21 protein-coding genes are annotated in these 22,891 nt (G+C 31.4%); 18 read left to right on the top strand and 3 right to left on the bottom strand.

Going from position 1 to position 22,891, the window contains the following annotated elements; translation table 11 throughout:
- Window positions 1-34: 34 nt before the first annotated feature.
- The 11 genes from EU92_RS02145 to EU92_RS02190 all read left to right on the top strand — a co-directional run bounded on the left by EU92_RS02145 (window position 35) and on the right by EU92_RS02190 (window position 10,564).
- Window positions 35-760: a phycocyanobilin:ferredoxin oxidoreductase gene (locus EU92_RS02145; protein WP_032513482.1), complete on the top strand. Its 726-nt coding sequence runs from the start codon at window positions 35-37 to the stop codon at window positions 758-760.
- Entirely contained in the window at window positions 760-1,674 is a 915-nt protein-coding gene (locus EU92_RS02150; protein WP_032513483.1) for an HlyD family efflux transporter periplasmic adaptor subunit, read from the top strand. Before EU92_RS02145 ends, EU92_RS02150 begins: the two co-directional genes overlap by 1 nt.
- The gene (gene devC, locus EU92_RS02155; protein ID WP_032513484.1) at window positions 1,674-2,846 is read left to right on the top strand and encodes an ABC transporter permease DevC; all 1,173 of its coding nucleotides are present in this window, start codon (window positions 1,674-1,676) and stop codon (window positions 2,844-2,846) included. Before EU92_RS02150 ends, devC begins: the two co-directional genes overlap by 1 nt.
- A gap of 15 nt (window positions 2,847-2,861) precedes the next feature.
- Window positions 2,862-3,590: a DevA family ABC transporter ATP-binding protein gene (locus tag EU92_RS02160; protein WP_032513486.1), complete on the top strand. Its 729-nt coding sequence runs from the start codon at window positions 2,862-2,864 to the stop codon at window positions 3,588-3,590.
- Between the two features lie 18 nt (window positions 3,591-3,608).
- On the top strand, window positions 3,609-3,758 hold the full coding sequence (locus tag EU92_RS09720; RefSeq protein ID WP_144010336.1) for a hypothetical protein: 150 nt from the start codon (window positions 3,609-3,611) through the stop codon (window positions 3,756-3,758).
- Window positions 3,759-3,819: 61 nt separating this feature from the next.
- On the top strand, window positions 3,820-4,731 hold the full coding sequence (locus EU92_RS02165) for a glycosyltransferase family 2 protein (RefSeq protein WP_032523597.1): 912 nt from the start codon (window positions 3,820-3,822) through the stop codon (window positions 4,729-4,731).
- Window positions 4,732-4,859: 128 nt separating this feature from the next.
- On the top strand, window positions 4,860-5,564 hold the full coding sequence (gene rpsB, locus EU92_RS02170; RefSeq protein WP_032513488.1) for a 30S ribosomal protein S2: 705 nt from the start codon (window positions 4,860-4,862) through the stop codon (window positions 5,562-5,564).
- A 43-nt stretch (window positions 5,565-5,607) separates the two neighbouring features.
- Window positions 5,608-6,264: a translation elongation factor Ts gene (gene tsf / locus EU92_RS02175; RefSeq protein WP_032513489.1), complete on the top strand. Its 657-nt coding sequence runs from the start codon at window positions 5,608-5,610 to the stop codon at window positions 6,262-6,264.
- 4 nt (window positions 6,265-6,268) lie between these two features.
- Window positions 6,269-7,345 carry a hypothetical protein gene (locus tag EU92_RS02180; protein ID WP_032513490.1) on the top strand — a complete coding sequence of 359 codons (1,077 nt, stop codon included), beginning with the start codon at window positions 6,269-6,271 and terminating at the stop codon, window positions 7,343-7,345.
- 21 nt (window positions 7,346-7,366) lie between these two features.
- A complete protein-coding gene (gene recG / locus EU92_RS02185) occupies window positions 7,367-9,823 on the top strand; it encodes an ATP-dependent DNA helicase RecG (protein WP_032513491.1) in 2,457 nt (818 codons plus the stop codon).
- Between the two features lie 57 nt (window positions 9,824-9,880).
- Window positions 9,881-10,564 carry a M15 family metallopeptidase gene (locus EU92_RS02190; protein WP_032513492.1) on the top strand — a complete coding sequence of 228 codons (684 nt, stop codon included), beginning with the start codon at window positions 9,881-9,883 and terminating at the stop codon, window positions 10,562-10,564.
- Between the two features lie 3 nt (window positions 10,565-10,567).
- Here EU92_RS02190 and EU92_RS02195 read toward each other — a convergent pair whose 3' ends face one another.
- On the bottom strand, window positions 10,568-12,358 hold the full coding sequence (locus EU92_RS02195) for an NADPH-dependent assimilatory sulfite reductase hemoprotein subunit (protein WP_032513493.1): 1,791 nt from the start codon (window positions 12,356-12,358) through the stop codon (window positions 10,568-10,570).
- Window positions 12,359-12,445: 87 nt separating this feature from the next.
- Between EU92_RS02195 and glyS the strand changes: the two genes are divergently transcribed.
- Window positions 12,446-14,602, top strand: a complete 2,157-nt coding sequence (gene glyS / locus EU92_RS02200; RefSeq protein WP_032523458.1) for a glycine--tRNA ligase subunit beta — start codon at window positions 12,446-12,448, stop codon at window positions 14,600-14,602.
- Here glyS and chlP read toward each other — a convergent pair.
- Entirely contained in the window at window positions 14,589-15,929 is a 1,341-nt protein-coding gene (gene chlP, locus EU92_RS02205; protein WP_032514248.1) for a geranylgeranyl reductase, read from the bottom strand. The genes glyS and chlP overlap by 14 nt on opposite strands.
- A gap of 109 nt (window positions 15,930-16,038) precedes the next feature.
- On the opposite strand from chlP, the gene EU92_RS02210 reads away from it, so the two are divergent.
- From EU92_RS02210 to ccsB, 5 genes are all read left to right on the top strand, one after another.
- On the top strand, window positions 16,039-16,752 hold the full coding sequence (locus EU92_RS02210; RefSeq protein ID WP_032514249.1) for a M15 family metallopeptidase: 714 nt from the start codon (window positions 16,039-16,041) through the stop codon (window positions 16,750-16,752).
- A gap of 113 nt (window positions 16,753-16,865) precedes the next feature.
- Window positions 16,866-18,662 (top strand): translational GTPase TypA, encoded by a 1,797-nt coding sequence (gene typA, locus EU92_RS02215; protein WP_032514250.1) that lies wholly within the window; start codon window positions 16,866-16,868, stop codon window positions 18,660-18,662.
- Between the two features lie 12 nt (window positions 18,663-18,674).
- Complete coding sequence (locus EU92_RS02220) at window positions 18,675-19,043, top strand: DUF309 domain-containing protein (protein ID WP_032514251.1); 369 nt, start codon at window positions 18,675-18,677, stop codon at window positions 19,041-19,043.
- Window positions 19,044-19,138: 95 nt separating this feature from the next.
- Window positions 19,139-19,867 (top strand): LPS export ABC transporter ATP-binding protein, encoded by a 729-nt coding sequence (gene lptB, locus EU92_RS02225; protein ID WP_032514252.1) that lies wholly within the window; start codon window positions 19,139-19,141, stop codon window positions 19,865-19,867.
- 115 nt (window positions 19,868-19,982) lie between these two features.
- Window positions 19,983-20,912 (top strand): c-type cytochrome biogenesis protein CcsB, encoded by a 930-nt coding sequence (gene ccsB / locus EU92_RS02230; protein ID WP_032514253.1) that lies wholly within the window; start codon window positions 19,983-19,985, stop codon window positions 20,910-20,912.
- A gap of 21 nt (window positions 20,913-20,933) precedes the next feature.
- Here ccsB and rpe read toward each other — a convergent pair whose 3' ends face one another.
- Window positions 20,934-21,692, bottom strand: a complete 759-nt coding sequence (gene rpe / locus EU92_RS02235) for a ribulose-phosphate 3-epimerase (RefSeq protein WP_032514254.1) — start codon at window positions 21,690-21,692, stop codon at window positions 20,934-20,936.
- Window positions 21,693-21,878: 186 nt separating this feature from the next.
- On the opposite strand from rpe, the gene glpX reads away from it, so the two are divergent.
- A complete protein-coding gene (gene glpX / locus EU92_RS02240; protein WP_032514255.1) occupies window positions 21,879-22,880 on the top strand; it encodes a class II fructose-bisphosphatase in 1,002 nt (333 codons plus the stop codon).
- Window positions 22,881-22,891 lie beyond the last annotated feature (11 nt).

Here is a 22,891-nt window from a genome sequence, read left to right as displayed (position 1 = left end):
TTCTCTTTCAACTCTATTTTGGTCTTTTTTAACCTTGTTGTCTCAATCTTTAACTAAAACTAAATTAACAGACCCTCTTATTTTGGACTTGTTACAAAATATTAGAGAGCATAGATCCATGCTCGTGAATCTAAAGAGTATAAAAGTTGATCCAAATCTTACTAACATAATATCCAATGAAATAGGTAAAGAACTCTATATAGAAAACGAATTTCATGAAGCTAAAGGATTTAGAAAGTTACATATCGAAGTGGCAGAATTTTCAAAAAATCTAAAGATTTTGCATTGTGTTTTTTTCCCGGATCCAAAATTTGATATTCCAATTTTTGGAATGGATTTAGTAAAAATAAATGATACTGTTTCTGCCGCTATTGTTGATTTATCGCCTTCATCTAAAAATCAAGGTTTAAAATACGATAAATTTCTTTCTAATGTTGATAAAAGTGCTTTCACCTCATTGAGGAAGATTCCCAACTGGGGGGATATTTTTTCTAAAAATGTTTTTTTTGCTTCTTTAAAAAGTAAATCTGAAAAAAATGCTTTTTGCAAGGTTGTTGATGAATACCTATCTATTTTGATCAAATTAAGTAAAAAAGCTAAACCTGAATTTAAGGAGGAAATTATTCAAGAGAGAATAGATTATCAAAAGAATTATTGTGTGCAGCAAATGAAAAATGAAAAGACTAGCATGGTTCTTTTAAAATATTTTGATGAAAAATGGGTCGATAATTACATTAAAACTGTATTATTTGATTTTTAATGAATTTAAAAACACTTAAAAAGTTATTTATTTATTTCTTGTTGTTCCCCCCATTTTCTGCAGGAATTACTTCCTGTTCTGGCAATGATAAATCCAGTTCTAAATTAAAAGAGGAAATAACTGCAGATTTTATACAGCCCATAAAAGCTGTTGCAGCATTAGGTCAACTTTCTCCTTCGGGAGAGATTAGGCAATTGGCAGCTCCTATAAGTCAATTTGGCTCTTCACCTCGAATAATTGAAATTTTAGTAAATGAGGGAGATTTTGTGAAAAAAGGTGATATCCTCGCAATTTTTGAAAACAGAGAAAAGTTAATAGCAGATTTTGAAAGGAATTATAATCTAATCAATTCCATTGATGATGAAATTTCCTTAAAAAAAGATCAAATTAAAAGGTATGAGTTAGCTTTGAGTAAGGATGCATATTCTTTTGTGCAGTTATCGCAGAGAAAAGATGAATTATTAAAGTTGCAAAAACAAAAAATTAATCTTATTGGAGATAAAAAAAATATTGAGATAGATCTTTTTAATTCAAAACTAAGGAGCCCAATTGATGGTTTTATTCTTGAGATAAATACGAGAGTAGGTGAAAGACCTAAAAATGAAGGGATATTAGATATAGGTTCTAGTCAAAAGATGGAGGCATTAATAGAGGTTTATGAATCTGATATTGATAGAGTCTTTATCTCTCAGGCTGTTGAATTGAGCAGCGAAAATGGTGGTTTCCAAAAAATTCTTAAAGGCAATGTAATAAGGATTAGTCCTCAGGTAAAGCAAAGAAAAGTTTTATCAACTGATCCAACAGGAGATGCTGATTCTCGTATTATCGAGGTACTTGTAAAATTAGATAAAGAATCTATAGATATCGTTCAAAACTATGCAGGAATGAAAGTGATTGCAAAATTTATACCTTAATGAATTTTTCTTTCTTAAAATTCAGAAAAATACCATTAGCTTGGTTGTTATTAACTAGGCAACCTTTAAGATTGATAGTTGCCATTGCAGGAATAAGTTTTGCAGGGATTTTGATGTTTATGCAATTAGGTTTTAGAGATGGTTTATTTGATACAAGCGTAACAATTCATAAGCTTTTAGATGCTGATCTAGTTTTAATAAGTCCCAGATCAAAAAGCTCTATTAGCATGAGTGGCTTTCCAAGAAGAAGGTTGATTCAAACTCTTGCTGTTGAAGATGTTGAAAAAACTGCTCCTGTCAATTTAAATTATTTACTTTGGAGAAATCCCGAAAATCTTAAAACTAGATCTATACTAGCTTTAGGTTTTAATCCTTCAGATTCACTACTAATAGATGATGGATTCTCAAACAAGGCTTATAAATTAAGAAATCCTTCAAGAGTTCTCTTTGATAAACTTTCTAGACCTGAATTTGGACCAATTGAAGAATGGTTTTTATCAGATAAAAAAGTTGAAACTGAGGTTGCTGGTAAAAGAGTAATTGTTGAAGGTCTTGTTGAGTTAGGACCATCTTTTGGCGCAGACGGAAATTTAATAACTAGCCGAGAAACCTTTTTAAGACTTTTCCCGGCAAATCCTCCTGGAAGTATAGAAATTGGTTTGGTAAAGCTGAGAAAAGGCTCTGATCCTAAATTGATTTCAAGAATTTTAAATAACTCCCTCCCAAATGATGTTCGAGTTCTAACAAAAAATCAATTTATAGAATTTGAGAAGAATTATTGGAAAAACAGTACTGCAATAGGATTTATATTTAGCTTAGGAGCTTTAATGGGTTTCGTTGTAGGATGTGTGGTTGTTTATCAAATTCTTTATAGTGATGTTATAGATCACCTCCCAGAGTATGCGACATTATTGGCTATGGGTTATAGACTTAAGTCGCTTTTCTTTGTCGTAGCTAGAGAGGGATTTTTGTTGGCTTTGTTTGGTTATTTACCTGCTTATTTCTCTGGTCAAATCCTTTATTCAGTTATTAGAAATTCTACTAAGCTTCCAATAATAATGGATGCAGATAAAACGATTTTAATTTTCGTATTAGTTTTAGTTATGTGTATGGGATCTGCAGGTATTGCTATGCGTAAACTAGTTGATGCTGATCCTGCTGAAATTTTTTAATAATTAAATATATTAATGGCTAAACGTAACACATCAAAAAATAATATCAAAAACGAAAAAACAGTTTCAATAAATAATTTGAGTCATTTTTATGGGGAAAATGAAAATAAAAAACAAGTTCTTGATAACGTTAACTTAAAAATTGATAAAGGAGAGTTGGTTCTTTTAAAGGGACCTTCTGGATGTGGCAAAACTACTCTTCTAACCTTAATTGGTGCTTTGAGAACTTGTCAAAGTGGAGATTTAACCGTATTAAGTAATCAATTAAATGGAGCTTCAAGAAAAACGCGACAGATTCTTCGAAAAAGTATTGGCATGATTTTTCAAGGTCATAATCTTCTTAGATGTTTAACAGCTGAACAAAATGTTCAAATGGGTGCTGATTTAATAAAAGATTTAACATATCTACAAAGACGTGAAATTGCTCGAAATTGGTTGTCAGCAGTAGGCTTAGAAGATCATCATAAGAAGTTGCCAAATAACTTATCTGGTGGTCAGAAACAGAGAGTAGCAATTGCTCGAGCTTTATCTGCTAATCCAAAACTTTTACTAGCTGATGAGCCAACATCTGCTTTAGATAGTGTCACAGGAAGGGAAATAGTTACCCTTTTAAGAAAATTAGCAAAAGAGCAAAATTGTTCTGTACTTATGGTGACTCACGATCCAAGAATTTCTGATATGGCTGATAGGATATTAAATATGGAAGATGGTAAAATATATGGTGCTCATAGTGAGCTAATATAGTTAAAAGTTAAAAATTACATGTCAAAGAGAAGGAATCTAAAAAAAGAAAAGCAAGAACGTAATCGAGCATATGCTAGAAAGTTCAAAAAAAGGAAATTAAGAACCGACGGTAGACCTGATGGCGGGAATGTTACAGGTACAGTAAATAATGGTGGAGCAGCTGATTAAGGAATATCTATTATTTTTATCTTCTCGGAATCCTTTTATAATTAATATTTAGGGCGTAATTATGAATGTAAGTATTGTAATACCAACTTACAATAGAAAACCTATATTAGAGAAATGTCTCTTCGCGCTTGAGAAACAGAAATTAAATAAAGAAATCAATAATTATGAAATTATAGTAGTTGATGATGGATCAACTGATGGAACAAGTTTATGGATAAATAATAATAAAGCTAATCTTCCACACGTAGTCCTATTCCAACAAGAACACGGGGGACCTGCACTTGGAAGAAATCTTGGAGTAACTAAATCAAAATATGAAATCATTATATTTATTGATAGTGATCTTATTGTTTTAGATAATTTTATAACTTGCCATGTAAATAAATTACTTGCCTCTTGGAGAAAAAATGATAAAAAATGTTTTACTTATGGTTCAGTGATCAATACCTCTAATTTTCTAAATCCTCAGAGTGAAAAACATAAAATAATGGATACTTCTTTTGCTTACTTCGCCACTGGGAATGTTGCGATATCAAAAGAATTGATTTTAAGTGTAGGCTTATTTGATACTTCTTTTAGTCTTTACGGTTGGGAGGATTTGGAACTAGGAGAAAGATTAAAAAAAATAGGGACAAAATTAATTAAATGTCCAAATGCAGTAGGTTATCATTGGCATCCACCATTTAATTGCGAACAAATAGAGTCTTTAATCGTTCAAGAAAAAGAGAGGGCAAAGATGGCATTAGTGTTTTACAAGAAACATCCAAATTTAAGGGTTAGATTTATGATTCAATTAACCCCTCTTCATAATTTACTTTGGCAGCTTCTTTGTTTAGGAGGACTAATTAATGTTGATAGAATCCTACCATTATTGAGATTTCTAGTTAATTTAGGAAGGAATAAACTTGCGCTTGAAATACTTAGGATTCCTCTGAATTTGATTTACATTAAACAGTTAACCAAATCAATATGAAAAGCTTTTAGAAATACTCATCACTTGCTACAATATTTTAAATTAAATCCACACATCTGACAGTTTCGGGTGATTTATTAATACTACTTCCCCGTCAGATGGAGGCTAACCCGAAACCCTTTTAAATTATGGCTGTTGTATCACTATCTGAAATGATGGAAGCTGGTGCTCATTTTGGGCACCAAACTAGACGTTGGAATCCCAAAATGTCTAAATATATATATTGCGCGAGAAATGGAGTGCATATTATTGATCTTGTAAAGACAGCATTATGTATGAATAATGCATATAAATGGACAAGGAACGCAGCTAAAAGTGGTAAACGATTCTTATTTGTCGGAACAAAAAAACAAGCATCAGATGTAGTTGCCCAGGAAGCTACTCGTTGTGGAGCTGCATATGTAAATCAAAGATGGCTTGGAGGTATGTTGACAAACTGGACAACAATGAAAGCTAGGATTGAAAGATTGAAAGAACTAGAAAGGATGGAAAGTAGTGGTTCAATAGCAATGAGGCCTAAAAAAGAAGCTGCAGTTCTAAGGAGAGAACTCGAAAGATTACAAAAATACTTGGGTGGACTTAAGGGTATGAGAAGATTGCCAGACGTAGTAGTTTTGGTTGATCAGAGAAGAGAATCTAATGCGGTTTTAGAAGCTAGGAAATTAGATATCTCATTAGTATCAATGTTGGATACTAACTGTGATCCTGATTTATGCGAAGTTCCAATTCCATGTAACGATGATGCAGTTAGATCTGTTCAACTTATTTTAGGAAGACTTGCAGATGCTATAAATGAGGGCAGAAAGGGATCTAATGCCGAAAGAAAAAATTAAATTCTAATTTAAAACTTACTAATTACTATTTTTTATTACTTAAATGGGAAACATTACAGCAAAACTCGTAAAAGATCTTAGAGATAAGACCGGTGCCGGAATGATGGATTGCAAAAAAGCACTAAATGAAACTGACGGAAATGTCGAAAAAGCTTTGGAGTGGTTGAGAAAGAAAGGTATAGCTAGTGCTGAAAAGAAATCTGGAAGAGTTGCTGCTGAAGGCTCTATTGGAAGTTACATACACACGGGATCAAGAGTTGGAGTTCTCTTAGAGTTAAATTGTGAAACTGATTTTGTCGCTAGGGGCGATATATTTCAATCTCTGTTGAAAGATGTCTCAATGCAGGTAGCCGCTTGTCCAAATGTTGAGTACGTGTCAATTGATGAAATACCAAAAGATGTTGTGGAAAAAGAAAAGCAGATTGAAATGGGGAGAGATGATTTATCAGGAAAACCAGAACAAATTAAAGAAAAAATAGTTGAAGGGAGGATAGCGAAAAGACTAAATGAGTTGGTTTTACTTTCTCAACCTTATATCAAAGATAGTTCTCTTACGGTAGAGGATCTGGTAAAACAATCAGCTGCAAAAATTGGAGAAAATATCAAAGTAAGACGCTTTACAAGATATACCCTGGGTGAAGGTATAGAAAAAAATCAGATGGACTTTGCTGAGGAAGTTGCATCAATGAAATCAAACTAGTAATTTGAATAATATTAATAGTTGTATAGAAATAGATAGAGTAAACGCTCAATTAGAGAGAGCAGAGATACAAAAAAGCAGATTGATTTGTGATATTTATAGGGAATATGAATTTTACCTCGATCTAGTAAGAGATCTACTATCTATCTCAGCAGAAAAAGGGCTAAATCAACTACATATTGATACATCAACTGAAAATATTTTTTTAAATAAAAAAGAATTTCTTTGTTTCTTTGAAAAAAGAATAAATAAACTCATTTATTCGGTTTTGCCTTTAATAACAGTAGAACAATTAAAAATAAAAAAAATTGAAAAAAATATAAATCAGAAGATTAATTTTAATAGTTTAGAAAGTTACTCAGAATCAAAAGATCTTCAAAAAGAAAAATTTCAATTCGAAGAGATTTTTCAATTTGAAGACCAGCTCGAATTTCAGGTTAGTGAAGATATTTCCAATACTTCTGAATATTATCAAGCTGAAAATTATGAGAAATTTGGATCTCTTGATTTAGATAATAAACATTATATTAATTATTTATCAAATAATCATATTATTGGAAATATAGGTTTAGAAAAAAAATTTATTTCCTCTTTACTCGAATTAATAGAAGAAGTTAAGTTTGAAAAAACAAGACATTATGAAAACAAAAATATTAATCAAATGGATATTTCTCCTTATCATGATAGTCTAGAAAACTTTGATTTAATTGAAAATTCATTGGAAAATTTACTATTGAATCTTTCGTACAAGATTAATCAAGAATTATTTAAGGCGAATCTAATAAAAAAGATGATATCTCAAGATTCATTTAAGTATTTAGTAGGCAAAAATTTGATGATTAAACATCCACATCCTTTTGTTATTAATTTCGAATTCAATATAAATCATTCATTACCAAATGAAGATAATTTTCCGAGTGTTATTTTTATTAATATATCTACTGTTGAGTTGGAATTCAAAAATTTAAATCTTTCTATCCAAAGGAATAAAATAAATGAGCTAAAAAATCAATTTCAGCGTTTGATTAAAAAAGAAAGATACTGGAGGCAAAAAGAAATTTCTTTGAATAAGATACGTTGAAAAATAATTTTTACCCCAGATGTGACTATTAATGAGAACTATATTAAATTAATTAAGGATTGGATAAGGCCTCTTCAGAAGTCCTTAACCATTGAAACGGAAAGTAATTTTATTAATACTTTAGGTAGAAAAAAATATTTTAATGATTATTTATATGAATCATTTTTAAGATTGGAGAACTTAAATCTCGCAGACGAATATTTGCGGAAATTTAATGAATTTTCAAAAAAATATAATGAATATAATAAATTAGATTTTAATCAAAGAAAAAAATTAATTATAGATACTAGAAAAGTTCTCTATAAACTTGGTAAAAATTTAGAAATAAAAAATTCTTATAATTATTCTAATAAAGGTTTTTTGAATAAAATTGATTCAGGTTTGTCTCTTGATTCAGATATTTTATTAATAAAAAATGTTGGCAAAGTTTATAAAAATAAGCTAAATGAATTAGGTATTTTTAATATAAAAGATCTAATCAATTATTTTCCTCGAACATATTTAGACTATACAAATAGAGTTAAGATAATAAATTTAAAACCTGATAATTTATATACCTGCCTCGCCAGTATTAAAAGATTTTATATTTATAAGAGTAAAAAGAATAGCAATTTATCGATAATGAATTTTGTTGTTTCTGATGATACTTCTTCAATAAAGGTTACAAAATTTTTTTTAGGGAAGAAATTTAGATCTTATTCCTTCTTCTCTTCCCAAAAATCTATATATACGCCCGGAACTAAATTAGCAATATCTGGTAAGGTTAAAATGACAAACTATGGCAAAACTTTTGCAGATCCGCAGATTGAGATTCTTAAATATAATAATGATAATTTGAATTTCTCAGGAAGAATATTACCCTTGTATTCATTAGCTGAGGAATTATCGAATATGAGTTTTATAAAACTCATGAAAAAGGTCTTAATTTATGCAAAGCAATATCCAGAAATTTTAAACCAAAAGCAACTTGATTCATTATCTTTATTATCTAAAGGAGAGTCTTTAATTAATATTCATTTGCCACCAACTCAAGAGGCTCTTATTAAGTCAAAAAAACGTTTGGTTTTTGATGAATTGTTTTTGCTGCAAATAAAGTTTCTACTTAGAAAGAAAAAGGCAAATCAAAATATACTAGCTAAAGAATTACCTCAAAAAAAATCCTTACTAAAAGAATTTTTAAATTCTTTCCCTTTTGAATTAACCAAATCTCAAGTCAAGGTTTTAGAAGAAATAAAGAATGATTTATTAACTCCCGTGCCAATGTCGAGATTGCTTCAGGGAGATGTGGGGAGCGGAAAAACAATAATTGCAATAGCATCTCTTTTAATTGTTATTGAAAAAAATTCACAAGGTGCTTTTATGGCTCCAACTGAAGTACTAGCAGAACAACACTATAAAAATTTATTAAAGTATTTGAACCCACTTTTAGTTTCTGTGGAGCTTCTTACAGGTAATACTCCTCAAAGGAAGAGAAGAGAAATTCTCTCTAATTTGAACAATGGACAAGTTGATATTCTTGTAGGAACTCATGCATTATTTGAAGATAAAGTAATTTTTAATTCATTAGGGATGGTAGTAATTGATGAACAACATAGGTTTGGTGTCACTCAAAGAAATAGATTACTTAATAAAGGTGATAATACTAACTTATTATCGATGACAGCAACTCCAATTCCAAGAACTCTTGCACTTTCTATTTATGGAGATTTAGATGTGAGCCAAATTACAGAACTTCCTCCAGGAAGAGTTCCAATAACTACAAAAATAATTTCAGAAGATGAGTTGACTGACTTGTTTGAAATTATTGAAGGTGAGATCACTAAGGGCAGACAAGCTTATGTGATTTTGCCACTTATAGAAGATTCAGAAAAAATGAATTTAAATTCTGCAAAGAAAATATTTAAATATTTATCAGAAGAGGTCTTTTTTAAGAAAAAAGTTGGATTATTGCATGGAAAATTAAATTCACAAGAGAAGAACGAAGTGATAAATTCCTTTTTGAAAAACGAAATTAATGTATTGGTTTCAACTACTGTAATTGAAGTTGGAATTGATGTGCCCAATGCCTCTATTATGGTTATTTATAATTCAGAAAGATTTGGGTTGTCTCAGCTTCATCAATTAAGGGGAAGAGTTGGTAGGGGATCAACTAAATCTTTTTGTTATTTAGTAAGCTCGGATATAAATGGATTAGAAAATAAAAGACTAGGTGTTTTGCAAAAATCTAATGATGGTTTTTATATTGCTGAAAAAGACTTGGAGCTAAGAGGGCCAGGTCAGATTTTAGGATATAGACAATCAGGATTGCCTGATTTTGTATTGGACAATTTACCAAACAATAAATTTCTTATTGAAATGGCAAGAGAAGAGGCTATTAAGGTTATTAGGAATGACCCTGATTTAAAAGAAAATATAGTTTTAAGGAATATACTAATTGATAATTGTGATAATAAATTCATTCATGATTTCTTGAATTGAATATTATTATTGTCATTTTTTTAATATATGCAAATATATATTAATTGCAAATTTTAATTGAAAGTTTGGAATAAAATACCAATTAAAGAGAATGGAGATAAATTAATATCTATACCTAGCTATTTTAACTTTTTTGATCCGCACCCTTACTCTTGTCTAGGAGCACCTTATGGAGACAAAACTTCTCTTTGGAAATTAAGAAAAGAGGTAGTAAATAGGTTAGTTAAAGCAAATGATCATCTGATATCAAAGTATGGTTTTCAACTTTTAATCTATGACAGTTGGAGACCTTTAGAAGTCCAAGAATTCATGTTTAAAAGAGCATTCTTTATAGAATGCGAAAAATTAGATATTGATGGATCTACAAAAAATATGAAATCTTATCCTTCAATTATAAAAAAAGTTGAAAAATTTTGGGCATATCCCTCTTTCGACTCTATGAGTCCTCCCCCTCATTCAACTGGAGGAGCATTAGATGTCTGTTTATCTGATAAATATGGAAATCTTGTTGAAATGGGAAGTGAAGTTGATCAAATGGATGATTCTTCAATTCCTGATTTTTATAAAAACCTTAATAACGAAGAATCAATTATTTGGAATAGTAGAAGAAATTTATTGAGAGAAGTTATGTCTAATTTTGGGTTTGCTCAACATCCAAATGAATGGTGGCATTTTAGTTATGGAGATCAATTATGGGCCTGGAGAAATAAAAAAGAAAATGCCCTCTATGGGAAAATCTAAATTTTATTGAATTTCATTTAGTAAATGCATAATAGAGGTTTCATCTTGAGTATTTATAAAATCTCCAAAATCTGATTCTACATTGCTTTCTTTCCAACGAATTAATAAAGGTTTTAGAGTCTTTTCTAAATCATCAAGTTCCATTCTTTGTAAGTAGGGCTTAGCTAATCTTTGAAGGTTTTTACTTCCACCCAACCATAATTGATATTTATTTTGTCCACTACCCACAAGTGCTAATTCAGCCATATACGGTCTAGTACATCCATTGGGACAACCTGTCATTCTGAAAAGGATTGATTTCTTGATGTTTAAACTTTTTATTAAATCATCTATTCTTGTAAGCACGTTGGGTAAGATTCTCTCTGCTTCTGTCATGGCTAAACCACAAAGAGGGAGTGCAGGACAGGCAAGAGCGTGTCTTTGAATTTCATTAATTTCATTTAAATTATCATATCCAATTCTTAATAATGCTTTCTTAATACCAATTTTGTGATTATTAGAAATATTGCAAAGTAAAATATCTTGATTTGGAGTAAGTCTTAAATCAAGATTATATTTCTTAACAATATCTCTTATTAAGGATTTCTTTTCACCAGAGAGTCTTCCTGATAACAAAGGTAAACCTACAAAACAATATTTTTCATTTTGTTCGTGCCAACCTAAATAATCTATTAATTTGTTCTTTGGTTCTTTTCTAATTGGCTTAATTTCTTTTCTGAAATACTTATCTAGAAGTATTTTTTTAAACCATTTAATACCTTTCCTATGCAATAGATACTTCATCCTTGAGTTTTTCCTTGATTTCCGGTCACCATAATCTCTCTGAATAGCAACAATACTTTGTATTAGCTCATAAGTATCATCCTTATCTACATAACCAAGTGGATCTGCAATCCTTGCAAATGTTTCTTCATTATTGTGAGTTCTTCCCATACCTCCTCCAATATAGAAATTGCACCCCTCGAACTCCCCTTCTTTTGAAGTGAATGCAACCATACCAATATCATTAGTAAGAAGATCAACTGAATTATCACCTGGTACGGTGACAGCACATTTAAATTTTCTTGGTAGATAAGTTGAGCCATATAGGGGTTCTTTTTTTATACCGCTAAAAACATGTTCATTAAATTGTAATTTTCTATTTTCTTGGATTTCTTTATCTGGTTTGATTTTGTATTCCAAATCTCCATCAGCCCAAAGCTCTAAAAAAGTTCCTTGACCAGCTACTGGAGTCAACAGATCAGCAACTTTAACAGCTAAAGCTCTGGCTGTTTTATATTCTGATGTTTCGAAAGGCGCAGCTGGAGCCATAACGTTTCTATTTATGTCACCACAAGCGGCTAAAGTTGATCCCATTGATGAAACGATCGTTTGAATAACTTCTTTTAAGTTATCTTTTCTTATCCCATGCATTTGAAAGGCTTGTCTAGTTGTGGCCCTGAGGGTGCCATTACCTAGCTTGTCTGATAATTCATCTAAAGATAAGAAAAGTTTCCCAGGTATTTCTCCTCCCGGACTTCTTAGTCTCAGCATCATCTGCCAATCTTTACCTTTACCAGGTTTTCTATTCTCCCTGTTATCTTGTTGATAACTTCCATGGAACTTCAACAACTGAACAGCATCATTTGTGAAATGATCACTTTCATTTTTTAACTCACTAGCAAGAGGTTCCTTGAGGAATTCGCTACATTCCTTGAACTTCTCAAATTTAGAAACCTCAAGACCGTTTGCTAGACAAACAGTCTCTTCATTAGTAATCTTTTTTTTCTTTTTAACTTTCTCGACCTTGATCAACGGACCAAAACATATCTCTTTTTATACATTAGCGAAAAGCTTATTTAACCGGTAGTAAATTATAGTTGTAATAGTCATAATTTTTTCTTGTCTAAATATTTACTTGAGATAGGAACCGAAGAGTTGCCAGCAAAATTTTCTCACTCAGTTCTTAATCAATTTAAATCTCTAATAGAATTTGAATTTGATAAAAAACTTATCAAATTCGGAAATATTTCTTGTACATCTACCCCAAGGAGAATAGTACTACTTGTAGAAGGATTAATTGATCAGGGAGAAGATGAGATGATAATTAGAAAAGGTCCAAAAGTATCTTCGGCATTTATCAATGGAAATCCGACAAAAGCTGCTGTGGGGTTTGCTAACAGCTTAGGAATAGATATAGATGATTTGGAAATAAAAAATACAGAAAAGGGAGGGTTCGTTTTTGGGAAAAAAGTTCGGAAGGGAGAATCTACAAGAATTTCATTATCTTTAATAATTCCCAAAGTAATAAAGAGTTTACAAGGCCCCCGTTTTATGAAATGGGGTAATGGAAACTTTAAATTTTCAAGACCTATAAGATGGCTTGTCTCTCTCTATAATAATGAAATTCTTAATTTCACTTTAGATGAATGTGATCCCAAGGTTGTAATAGGTAATAAATCTAAAAGTCATAGGCTTATTGATAAAGTTATTGAAATTAATAGTCCTGATAATTATTTTGAAATAATGGCTAAAAATGGAGTATTAGTAAAACGGGAAGAAAGAAGAGAAAAAATTACGAATATGATAAATAAATCCTCTGAGTCCCTTAATTTAAATCCTGATGTTTCAGAGGGATTACTAAATGAACTAAGTGATTTAGTTGAATTACCAAATTTAATTATAGGAAAATTTGATGAAGAATTTCTTGATTTGCCTGTCGAGGTGCTCTCAACGGTAATGAAAAGCCATCAAAGGTATATACCTCTCTTACAAAAAGTTAATACCTTTTCTAAATTAGATTTAAGTTCTGAAGAAAATATTAGTACAAATTTTTTATTAATTTCTAATGGTTTTCAAGAATCTAATAACATTATTGCTAAGGGGAATGAGAAAGTCTTAAAAGCAAGATTTTCTGATGCAAAATTTTTTGTAGAAAGTGATAAAAAGGTTTCTTCAAGTGAAAGAAATGAAAAACTGAAATCTGTTTCGTATCTAAAAGGAATGGGTAATGTTTTCCAGAGTGTAGAGAGAATTAAGTTTATTTCTTCAAAAGTTATAAAGAATTTAAATGATCAGTATTTAGATGATGAGAAACTTAAAGAAGCTGCTAATTATTGTAAAAATGATTTATGTAGCGAAATAGTTTATGAATTTCCAGAGTTGCAAGGGATAATGGGCGGTAAATATCTTAAATATGAAGGATATAGTGAAGAAGTCTGCTTAGCTGTAGCTGAACATTATTTACCTTCTTCTTATAAAGATGATTTGCCTTCTACTAAATATGGTGCAATAGTGTCTATTTCAGATAAACTTGAAACCTTAATAAGCATATTTATTTCAGGTAAGCGTCCAAGCGGATCATCTGATCCCTATGCATTGAGAAGAAATTTAAATGGTGTGATTAAAATAATTTGGAGTTTTGAACTAGATTTTTCTTTGGAAAACTTGTTTGTAGAACTTATTGAGTTTTGGAAAACTTCATTACCAAAGTTAACTTTTATAGAAAACAAAGTTTTTGAGGATTTAATTGAATTCTTATTTCAAAGAATTGTCAGTCATCTTGAAGAGATAAATATAGATAAAGAACTAATTAAAGCAATTTGTTATTCTGATAAATGTTTTCAGAAAAGAATATTAAATATTATTGATTTAAAGAATCGAATAGAATCTATTGCTGTTTACAAAGAAAAAGGTTCTTTTGATGAAATTCAAAAAATAATTACAAGAGTTAGCAAACTAGCTAATAATGGGAATATAAAAACAGATGTTTTTTTTATAGAAGGATATATAAATCAAGATCTTTTTGAAAAGCAGTGTGAGTTAAAAGTCTTTGAATTTATTAAGGAATTAGATAACCTTTTCTCAACAAACAATTGGAATTATTTAAAACTTTTGAATTTATTTGAAATTAATACCAAAAATCTTGAGGAATTGTTCGATAATGAAAAAGGAGTCTTAATAATGGCTAATGATAATAAAATAAAAGAAAACCGACTAAACTTACTAGGTATTATTAGAAATTACTCTCTAAAAATTGTTGATTTTACACTTTTGTAGTTTTTACTTTAATTCCGCCTTTTATTGAATAATTATCTAGCATTTTTTTTACTTCTTTATCTTCTCTAACGGCACTATCAACAGGTTTATATTTTAAAGGCGCTAAAGCTTTCCCCCTTAAAATTGATCCAAGTGTAAGCATCGTAATCTTAAGTTGTTGAAGTGGTTTCATTGCAACGACCCTTTTGTACAAGTAGCTATCAAAAGTAAGTCTCTGTACATCCATATCATCACACATTTCGACAAAAGCTTCTCTAGCTGAATCATTTCTATAAAATATATTTTGAAGGATTTCTAAAACTTTGTATGTCGTTCCATATTTTTTATCCCATTTTTTAAGATAATTTTTTAGATCCTTTTCTGATGGAATCTCTTGTCCATTTTTAGAGGCTTCAACAATTTCTTCAGCACACATTCTTCCACTTTTGGCAGCAAAATATATTCCTTCTCCAGAACTTTTTGTGACATAGCCAGCAGCGTCTCCAACTAAGGCCATTCTTCCAACAACTCTACGAGGCCTTGGATGTTCAGGAATAGGATGAGCTTCAACTTTTATAACTTCACCATTAACAAGTCTTTTTTGAGCCCTATTTCTTACTCCTTCTTGGAGACCTTTAATCAATGATTGATTTTCTTGCATCGTTCCTGTTCCTACGGCTACATGATCATATTTAGGAAAAACCCACCCATAAAAATCGGGAGAAACATCACTTCCAACATACATCTCTGCAAGATCTTCGTAGTAACTCATTTCCTCTTTGGGTAATTTAATCCTTTCTTGAAATGCAACAGCCACTTTATAGTCACCCGCATCCATAGCCTTAGCAACTCTACTATTTGCTCCATCAGCTCCTATTAGTAGATCTACTGTAATCTCTTTTATTTCCCCTTTGTTATCTCCACTAGAAAAGTCTGAATATTTAAGTTTATATGGACCTTGGTTTTTAATCCCTGTATCAATTGAGGTAACTAAGCCATTTATTAATTTAGCGCCAAGATCAGCAGCTCTATTTCTCATAAATGAATCCATTACTTCTCTTCTACACATTCCTATGTATTCATTATCGCTTTTGCCGTAAACATTATCTAGGCTGATATCTACTTCTCTATTAGATGGAGATATCATTCTCATATGCCTTACTTTTCTGTCTATAATTGATTCTGGCAGATCAAATTCTTCAACCATGCAAAGAGGAATGGCTCCTCCACATGGCTTAGCATTATCTAATTTCCTCTCAAAAAGCCATGTTTTTATACCAGATTTAGCAAGTATTTCAGCAGCACATGAACCACTTGGACCTCCACCGATAACAGCAACTCTCAACATTAAAAAAAATATACCTAGTATAAAAAATACAACCATTTTGCTTATAAAAGTGCATTTCTTAAAAAAATCGTTATTATCGAAATATCTTTTTTAAATAAAAATTTTTATATTGGAACAAACCAATGAAATAAATGAAGCTATTGATATACCAGTAGCTGAAAGAAGATGTGTAGATGATAAAAATTTAAAATTTAAGAAGAAAATCATATTTCTTTCTCCACTTCTAGTATTCTTTTTCTTTTTAATAGGCTTATTACTTAAGAGTAATTTTAAAATTAATAACTTTATGATGAATAATAGTGATCCTCGCATTCTGGGTCACTTACCATACGAAGAAGTATTAAAAGAAGATTTAGTTTTTATTGAACCTCATATTTGGGTCCACAAAGACATGAGTCGGTCGCTTCTAAGTATGAGACAAGATGCAAAGAGGGAAGGGGTAAATTTGGTTTTCTTAAGTGGATATAGATCAATAAAATTGCAAGAGGAAATTTTTTATTCTTTAAAATCTATTAGAAATCAAAATGCATCAGAAAGAGCTAGAGTTTCAGCCCCTCCGGGATATTCTGAGCATAGCACTGGTTTTGCTATTGATATTGGCGATGCTAATTATAGAGAAACAGATTTTGAAGTTGAATTTGAGAATACTGACGCTTTCAGATGGTTAAAAATGAATGCTGCTAAGTATCATTTTAAATTATCTTTCAGGAAGAATAATAGACATATTAATTACGAGCCCTGGCATTGGAGATATGAGGGCTCAATTGAAGCTTTAAAAGTTTTTGAAACTGCAAATAGAGAATTTATAAATGCAAGTAACTAATATCTTTAATTTTTGTTTGATGATATTCAAAGTCTTCTGGATATATTTTTCATAATAAGCATCCTTTGAGTTAGCCTTAGTATGATTATTCAAAAAAATTTTTAATTTTATATATGTCATCATCAATACAGGAAATTAGGAATGTTGCAATTATTGCCCACGTAGATCATGGTAAGACAACTCTTGTGGATGCATTATTATCTCAATCAGGAATATTTAGAGATAATGAAGTTATTCCTACATGTGTAATGGATTCAAATGATCTAGAAAGAGAAAGAGGAATAACAATACTCTCAAAAAATACTGCAGTTAACTATAAAAATACCAGAATAAATATTATAGATACACCGGGACATGCAGATTTTGGAGGAGAAGTTGAAAGAGTTTTAGGGATGGTTGATGGATGTTTACTGATTGTTGATGCAAATGAAGGTCCTATGCCTCAAACAAGATTTGTTCTAAAAAAAGCATTAGAAAAAGGACTTAGACCTATTGTTTTCGTAAATAAAATTGATAGACCAAGATTAGTGCCAGAAATAGCAATTGATAAGGTTCTTGATTTGTTTTTAGAATTAGGAGCAGATGATGATCAATGTGATTTTCCCTATCTTTTTGGAAGCGGCCTATCAGGTTTCGCAAAAGAAGAGATGGAATCTAATAGTGATAATATGTTACCTCTTTTTGAATCGATTATTAGACATGTTCCACCTCCAGTAGGTGATTCAAACAAGCCTCTTCAGTTGCAAATTACTACTTTGGACTATTCTGATTTCTTAGGCAGAATTGTTATTGGTAAAATTCATAATGGAACTATAAAAAATGGTCAACAAGCCAGTTTAATCAAAGAGAATGGAAAAACTATAAAAGGTAAAGTTAGTAAACTATTAGGATTCGAAGGATTGCAAAGAATTGATATAAATGAAGCATTTGCTGGTGATATAGTGGCTGTTTCTGGTTTCGATGATGTGAATATTGGCGAGACCATAGCATGCCCCGATTCCCCTCATCCACTTCCATTAATCAAAGTTGATGAACCTACATTAAATATGACTTTTGTTGTCAATGATTCCCCATTTGCGGGTAAAGAAGGGAAATTTGTCACAAGCAGACAATTAAAAAATAGATTAGAGAGGGAACTGTTAACAAATGTTGCTCTTAGGGTCGAAGAAACTGATTCTCCTGATCGTTTCTCAGTTTCAGGAAGAGGAGAATTACATTTAGGGATTTTAATTGAAACTATGAGAAGAGAGGGCTTTGAGTTTCAAATCTCGCAACCTCAAGTAATATTTAGAGAAATTGATAATGTTGAATGTGAGCCAATAGAGACTTTGGTCTTAGATGTCCCTGAAGTTTCTGTTGGTGCATGTATTGAGAAACTTGGATCGAGAAAGGCAGAGATGAAAAACATGCAGACGAGTTCAGATGGAAGGACTCAATTAGAATTTCTTGTGCCATCAAGAGGACTAATTGGATTTCGTGGCGAATTTGTTCGTGTAACGAGAGGTGAAGGTATTATGAGTCACTCTTTTTATGAATATAAACCTAAAACAGGAGATTTTGAAACCAGGAGAAATGGAGTTCTTATTGCTTTTGAGGAAGGTGTGGCTACCTTTTATGCTTTAAAGAATGCTGAAGATAGGGGAGTTTATTTTATTAAACCTGGAGTTAAAGTGTATAAGGGAATGATAATTGGAGAGAATAACAGACCCCAAGATCTTGAGTTAAATATATGTAAAACCAAGCAGTTGACCAATATGAGGTCAGCTGGGGCTGAAGAACTTGATACTTTACAGTCACCTGTTGATATTACCCTTGAAAGAGCACTTGAATATATTGGTACTGATGAAATGCTAGAGGTTACACCTGATTCAATAAGAATGAGAAAAATAAATAAAAAGAAAAAAAATTAAAAAATTAATTTCATGAACGAAGAAAATAAAGGAAAATTTCAAGATTCTCTTTTTGTTGCTTTAAATCTTTTTAATAATCAGCAATGGTATGAGGCCCATGATGCGTTTGAAGAAATTTGGAATTATGTTGATGGTGACGAAAGACAAGTTATTCAGGGAATTTTACAAGTATCAGTCTCTCAATTTCACTTAAGTAAGGGTAATTTAAATGGTGCCACTATTTTGCTTGGGGAAGGTTTAGGGAGAATAAAAACTAGAACCAAGATTAATTTAGGTATTGATCTTGACTCCTTCTGTCTATGTTTGGAAGATTTGTTGAGAAAATTACAATACAAAGAGAATCTGAAGGAGAACGATAAACCTTTTTTGAAACCTCTTTAATAACTTATGAATATTTCTTTCTGTTTAATTAAAGATTTGTTTGTTAACTTATTCTTTTTTCAAGAAAACAAGATAAATATTGGAATTAAAGAAAGATGAACTTAAAAATTAAAAATGTATCCCTTTCAATTAAAGGAAGATTACTCGTAAATGATGTTTCTATAACTGTAAAGCCTGGAGAAGTTGTAGGCTTGATGGGACCTAATGGTGCAGGTAAAACTACTACTTTTAATCTTACAGTTGGGAATATAAAACCTGATAAAGGTGAAGTTCTAATGAATGGTAAAAATATAACTAATTTACCATTACCAATTAGATCTAGACTTGGTTTGGGTTATCTAACTCAGGAGGCAAGTATATTTAGAGATCTAACCGTTAAGGAGAATATAGATTTGGCTTTGCAAAATTCTTCTTATAGTCCTGCGGCAATTAGAAATAGAAGAGAACAACTAATTAATGAATTCAATTTGAATAGGTTTGTAGATAATTATGGTTATCAACTTTCAGGTGGAGAGAGGAGAAGGTGTGAAATAGCGAGAGCTCTTACCATAGGTAGAAAAGGGCCTAAGTATTTATTATTAGACGAACCATTCGCTGGTATAGATCCTCTAGCGGTCAATGATTTAAAGCAGCTAATTCTTAAATTAAGTGATGACGGGGTAGGTATTCTTATTACAGACCATAATGTGAGGGAAACCCTTTTAATTACAAACAATTCATATGTGCTGAGTGAAGGAAAAATTTTAGCTTACGGCTCTTCAAGTGAATTAGCACATAATCCAATAGTCAAGAAATATTATCTAGGAGATGATTTCAAACTTTGAGATCCTTTTGAAAAATAAATTAAAACATTATTTATTAAAGATTTACTCATATAAGAATGATTTAAATTATTATTTGATTGTTATTAGATGTTAAAACTGGCTTAAATTTTTATAAATGATATTAGATAATCTTTTTAAAAATTTAATATATGACCCAGTTTCAGTATTAGGTCTTTTAGTTTTTTATATTTTATTAATTAATTTACCAATATCTTTAGGTGCAGTTTTCACGAAAAAATCTTTTTTTATTGTGAAATTTCTAACAATTTTAGTCAATTTCCTGATAACTTTACAATTAATTTTTAGGTGGTCAATTTCTGGTCATTTCCCAATTAGCAATTTGTATGAATCCCTTTATTTCCTTACTTGGGGGATCTCAATGGGACAACTATTAATTGAAAGGGAATACCAATCTCCAATAATTCCCTCAATAGCAATACCTATTGAGTTGATGACTGTGGCTTTTGCTTGTTTTGTTTTGCCTGACGAGTTGAAATTATCATCGAACCTTGTTCCAGCCTTAAGGTCTAGCTGGTTAATAATGCATGTGAGCGTTGTAATGCTTAGTTATGCAGCACTAATAATAGGTTCCTTGCTCTCAGCTTCTGTATTATTTATCAATCAAGATCAACCACTACAAATTAGAAGTAGTTCTACTGGAATAGGAGGGTTCAGAATGTCTAGTAACTATTCTCTAGATGATTTAGTTGAACCTGTTGAATTCTCTCATTCAGAAGAATTAGATACATTGAGTTATCGGTCTATTTTAGTAGGCTTTGTTCTTTTAACTCTCGGCTTGATTACTGGTGCTGTATGGGCTAATGAAGCATGGGGAACTTGGTGGAGTTGGGATCCAAAAGAAACATGGGCATTTATCTCATGGTTGTTTTATGCAGCTTATCTTCATATGAGAATAAGTAAAGGTTGGCAAGGAAGAAAACCAGCTTTACTTGCTACCACTGGTTTCTTAGTGGTTTTAATTTGTTATATAGGGGTTAATTTTTTAGGGATAGGTTTACATAGCTATGGTTGGATATTTGGGTGAGCTATTAATCTTCCACAATATTTATTGAGGTTCTGAAAGCACCTTTCCATTTTGTGCTTCGTGAGCAACTTTTCTCAAGTCATCACATCCCTCTTTTAATGTTGGGTAGGCAAACATTCCACTTCCTGCAATAAAACAATTAGCACCCGCATCGGCACATTGTGAAATAGTCCAATTTGCTTTTATGCCTCCATCAACTTCAATGTCAACATCTAAGTTTTTTTCAATAATAAAATTTCTTATTTTTCTTATTTTATTAAGCATTGTTGGTATATAAGCTTGTCCACCAAAGCCAGGATTAACTGTCATTACTAAAACATGATCAACCATATCCATAATGTTTTCAATCATTTCAAATGGAGTGTGAGGGTTTAATGCAACGGAAGGAGATCCTCCAAGGTCTCTTATTCTTCCAAGAACTCTATGCAGATGAATATTTGCTTCGGCATGAGCTATTACTACTCCTGGTTCACCATTAACTCCTTTTGTAGCATTTATATAAGATTCAAGCATGGTTTCACAATTGTACTGACTCACCATTAATTGAGTTTCAAAAGGAACATTGCAATATTTCCTACATGCAGCAATCATTTCAGGACCAAATGTAAGATTTGGGACGAAATTCCCATCCATTACATCAAATTGAATTCTATCTACTCCAGCCTCCTCTAGCTCTTTGACACATGACCCCATATTTGCCCAATCTGCTGGCAAAACTGAAGGAATTATTTGAATTGGTCTATTAACACCAGCTAAATTTGTTTGATTTGACTCAGTCATTAAATTTTTAAAATATTTAATAAAGATACTATATTTAGTTGTTTATTCCTAATTTCAAGTCACGGCCTGATAAAGTATCACCTGTAAAGAGTTAAAAAAAGCTTATTAGCATAATATTTCTCATGAAAATGACATTTTTATGAGAACATACTCAAAACCTTTTAGAAAATCCTCAAAAATTTAATTGTGAATCAAACTTTAATTCAAGAAATTCTCGAAGTTGTCGAGCAAGCAGCAATTGCTTCTGCAAAACTCACAGGACTTGGTCAAAAAGATGAAGCTGATTCTGCAGCTGTCGAAGCAATGAGATTGCGAATGGGCAAAATTGAAATGAAAGGAAAAATTGTTATAGGAGAAGGTGAAAGAGATGAAGCACCAATGCTTTATATAGGTGAAGAGGTCGGAAGTGGAAGTGGACCAGGGGTTGACTTTGCAGTAGATCCTTGTGAAGGAACTAATCTTTGTGCAAATAATCAACGAGGGTCTATGGCAGTTTTAGCTGCCTCTGATACAGGCGGACTTTTTAATGCTCCTGATTTTTATATGAATAAATTAGCAGCACCTCCTGCTGCGAAAGGGAAAGTAGATATTAGAAATTCTGCTACTGAAAACTTGAAAATACTTAGTGATTGCTTGAATCTTTCTATCTCTGAACTTACTGTTGTTGTAATGGATAGAACAAGGCATAAGGATTTAATTAGAGAGATTCGAGGTTGTGGAGCAAAAGTACAGCCGATTTCTGATGGAGATGTTCAAGCTGCGATTGCATGCGGTTTTGCAGGAACTGGAACACATTGCTTGATGGGTATAGGGGCTGCTCCAGAGGGTGTTATTTCCGCTGCTGCAATGAGAGCTCTAGGTGGACACTTTCAAGGACAATTAGTTTATGATCCAGCAATTGCTCAAACTTCTGAATGGGCTGATTACACTAAGGAAGGTAATATAAAACGTCTAAATGAAATGGGAATAACTGATATTGATAAAATATATGAAGCTAACGAACTGGCATCTGGAGAAAACGTTGTGTTTGCTGGAAGTGGAATAACTGATGGATTATTATTTGACGGAGTTAAATTTGAAAAGGATTGTGTTAGAACCAGCAGTTTAGTAATTAGTACATTAGATAGTACTGCAAGATTCACAAATACTATCCACATAAAAGATGGTGCAAAGAGTATTAGTCTTTAAAAATTTACATT

It is taken from the genome of Prochlorococcus marinus str. MIT 9107, from assembly GCF_000759855.1.
Taxonomy (GTDB): domain Bacteria; phylum Cyanobacteriota; class Cyanobacteriia; order PCC-6307; family Cyanobiaceae; genus Prochlorococcus_A; species Prochlorococcus_A marinus_N.
The sequence above is the reverse complement of the archived record's forward strand: the minus strand, read 5'-3'. Positions and strand labels throughout refer to the sequence as shown.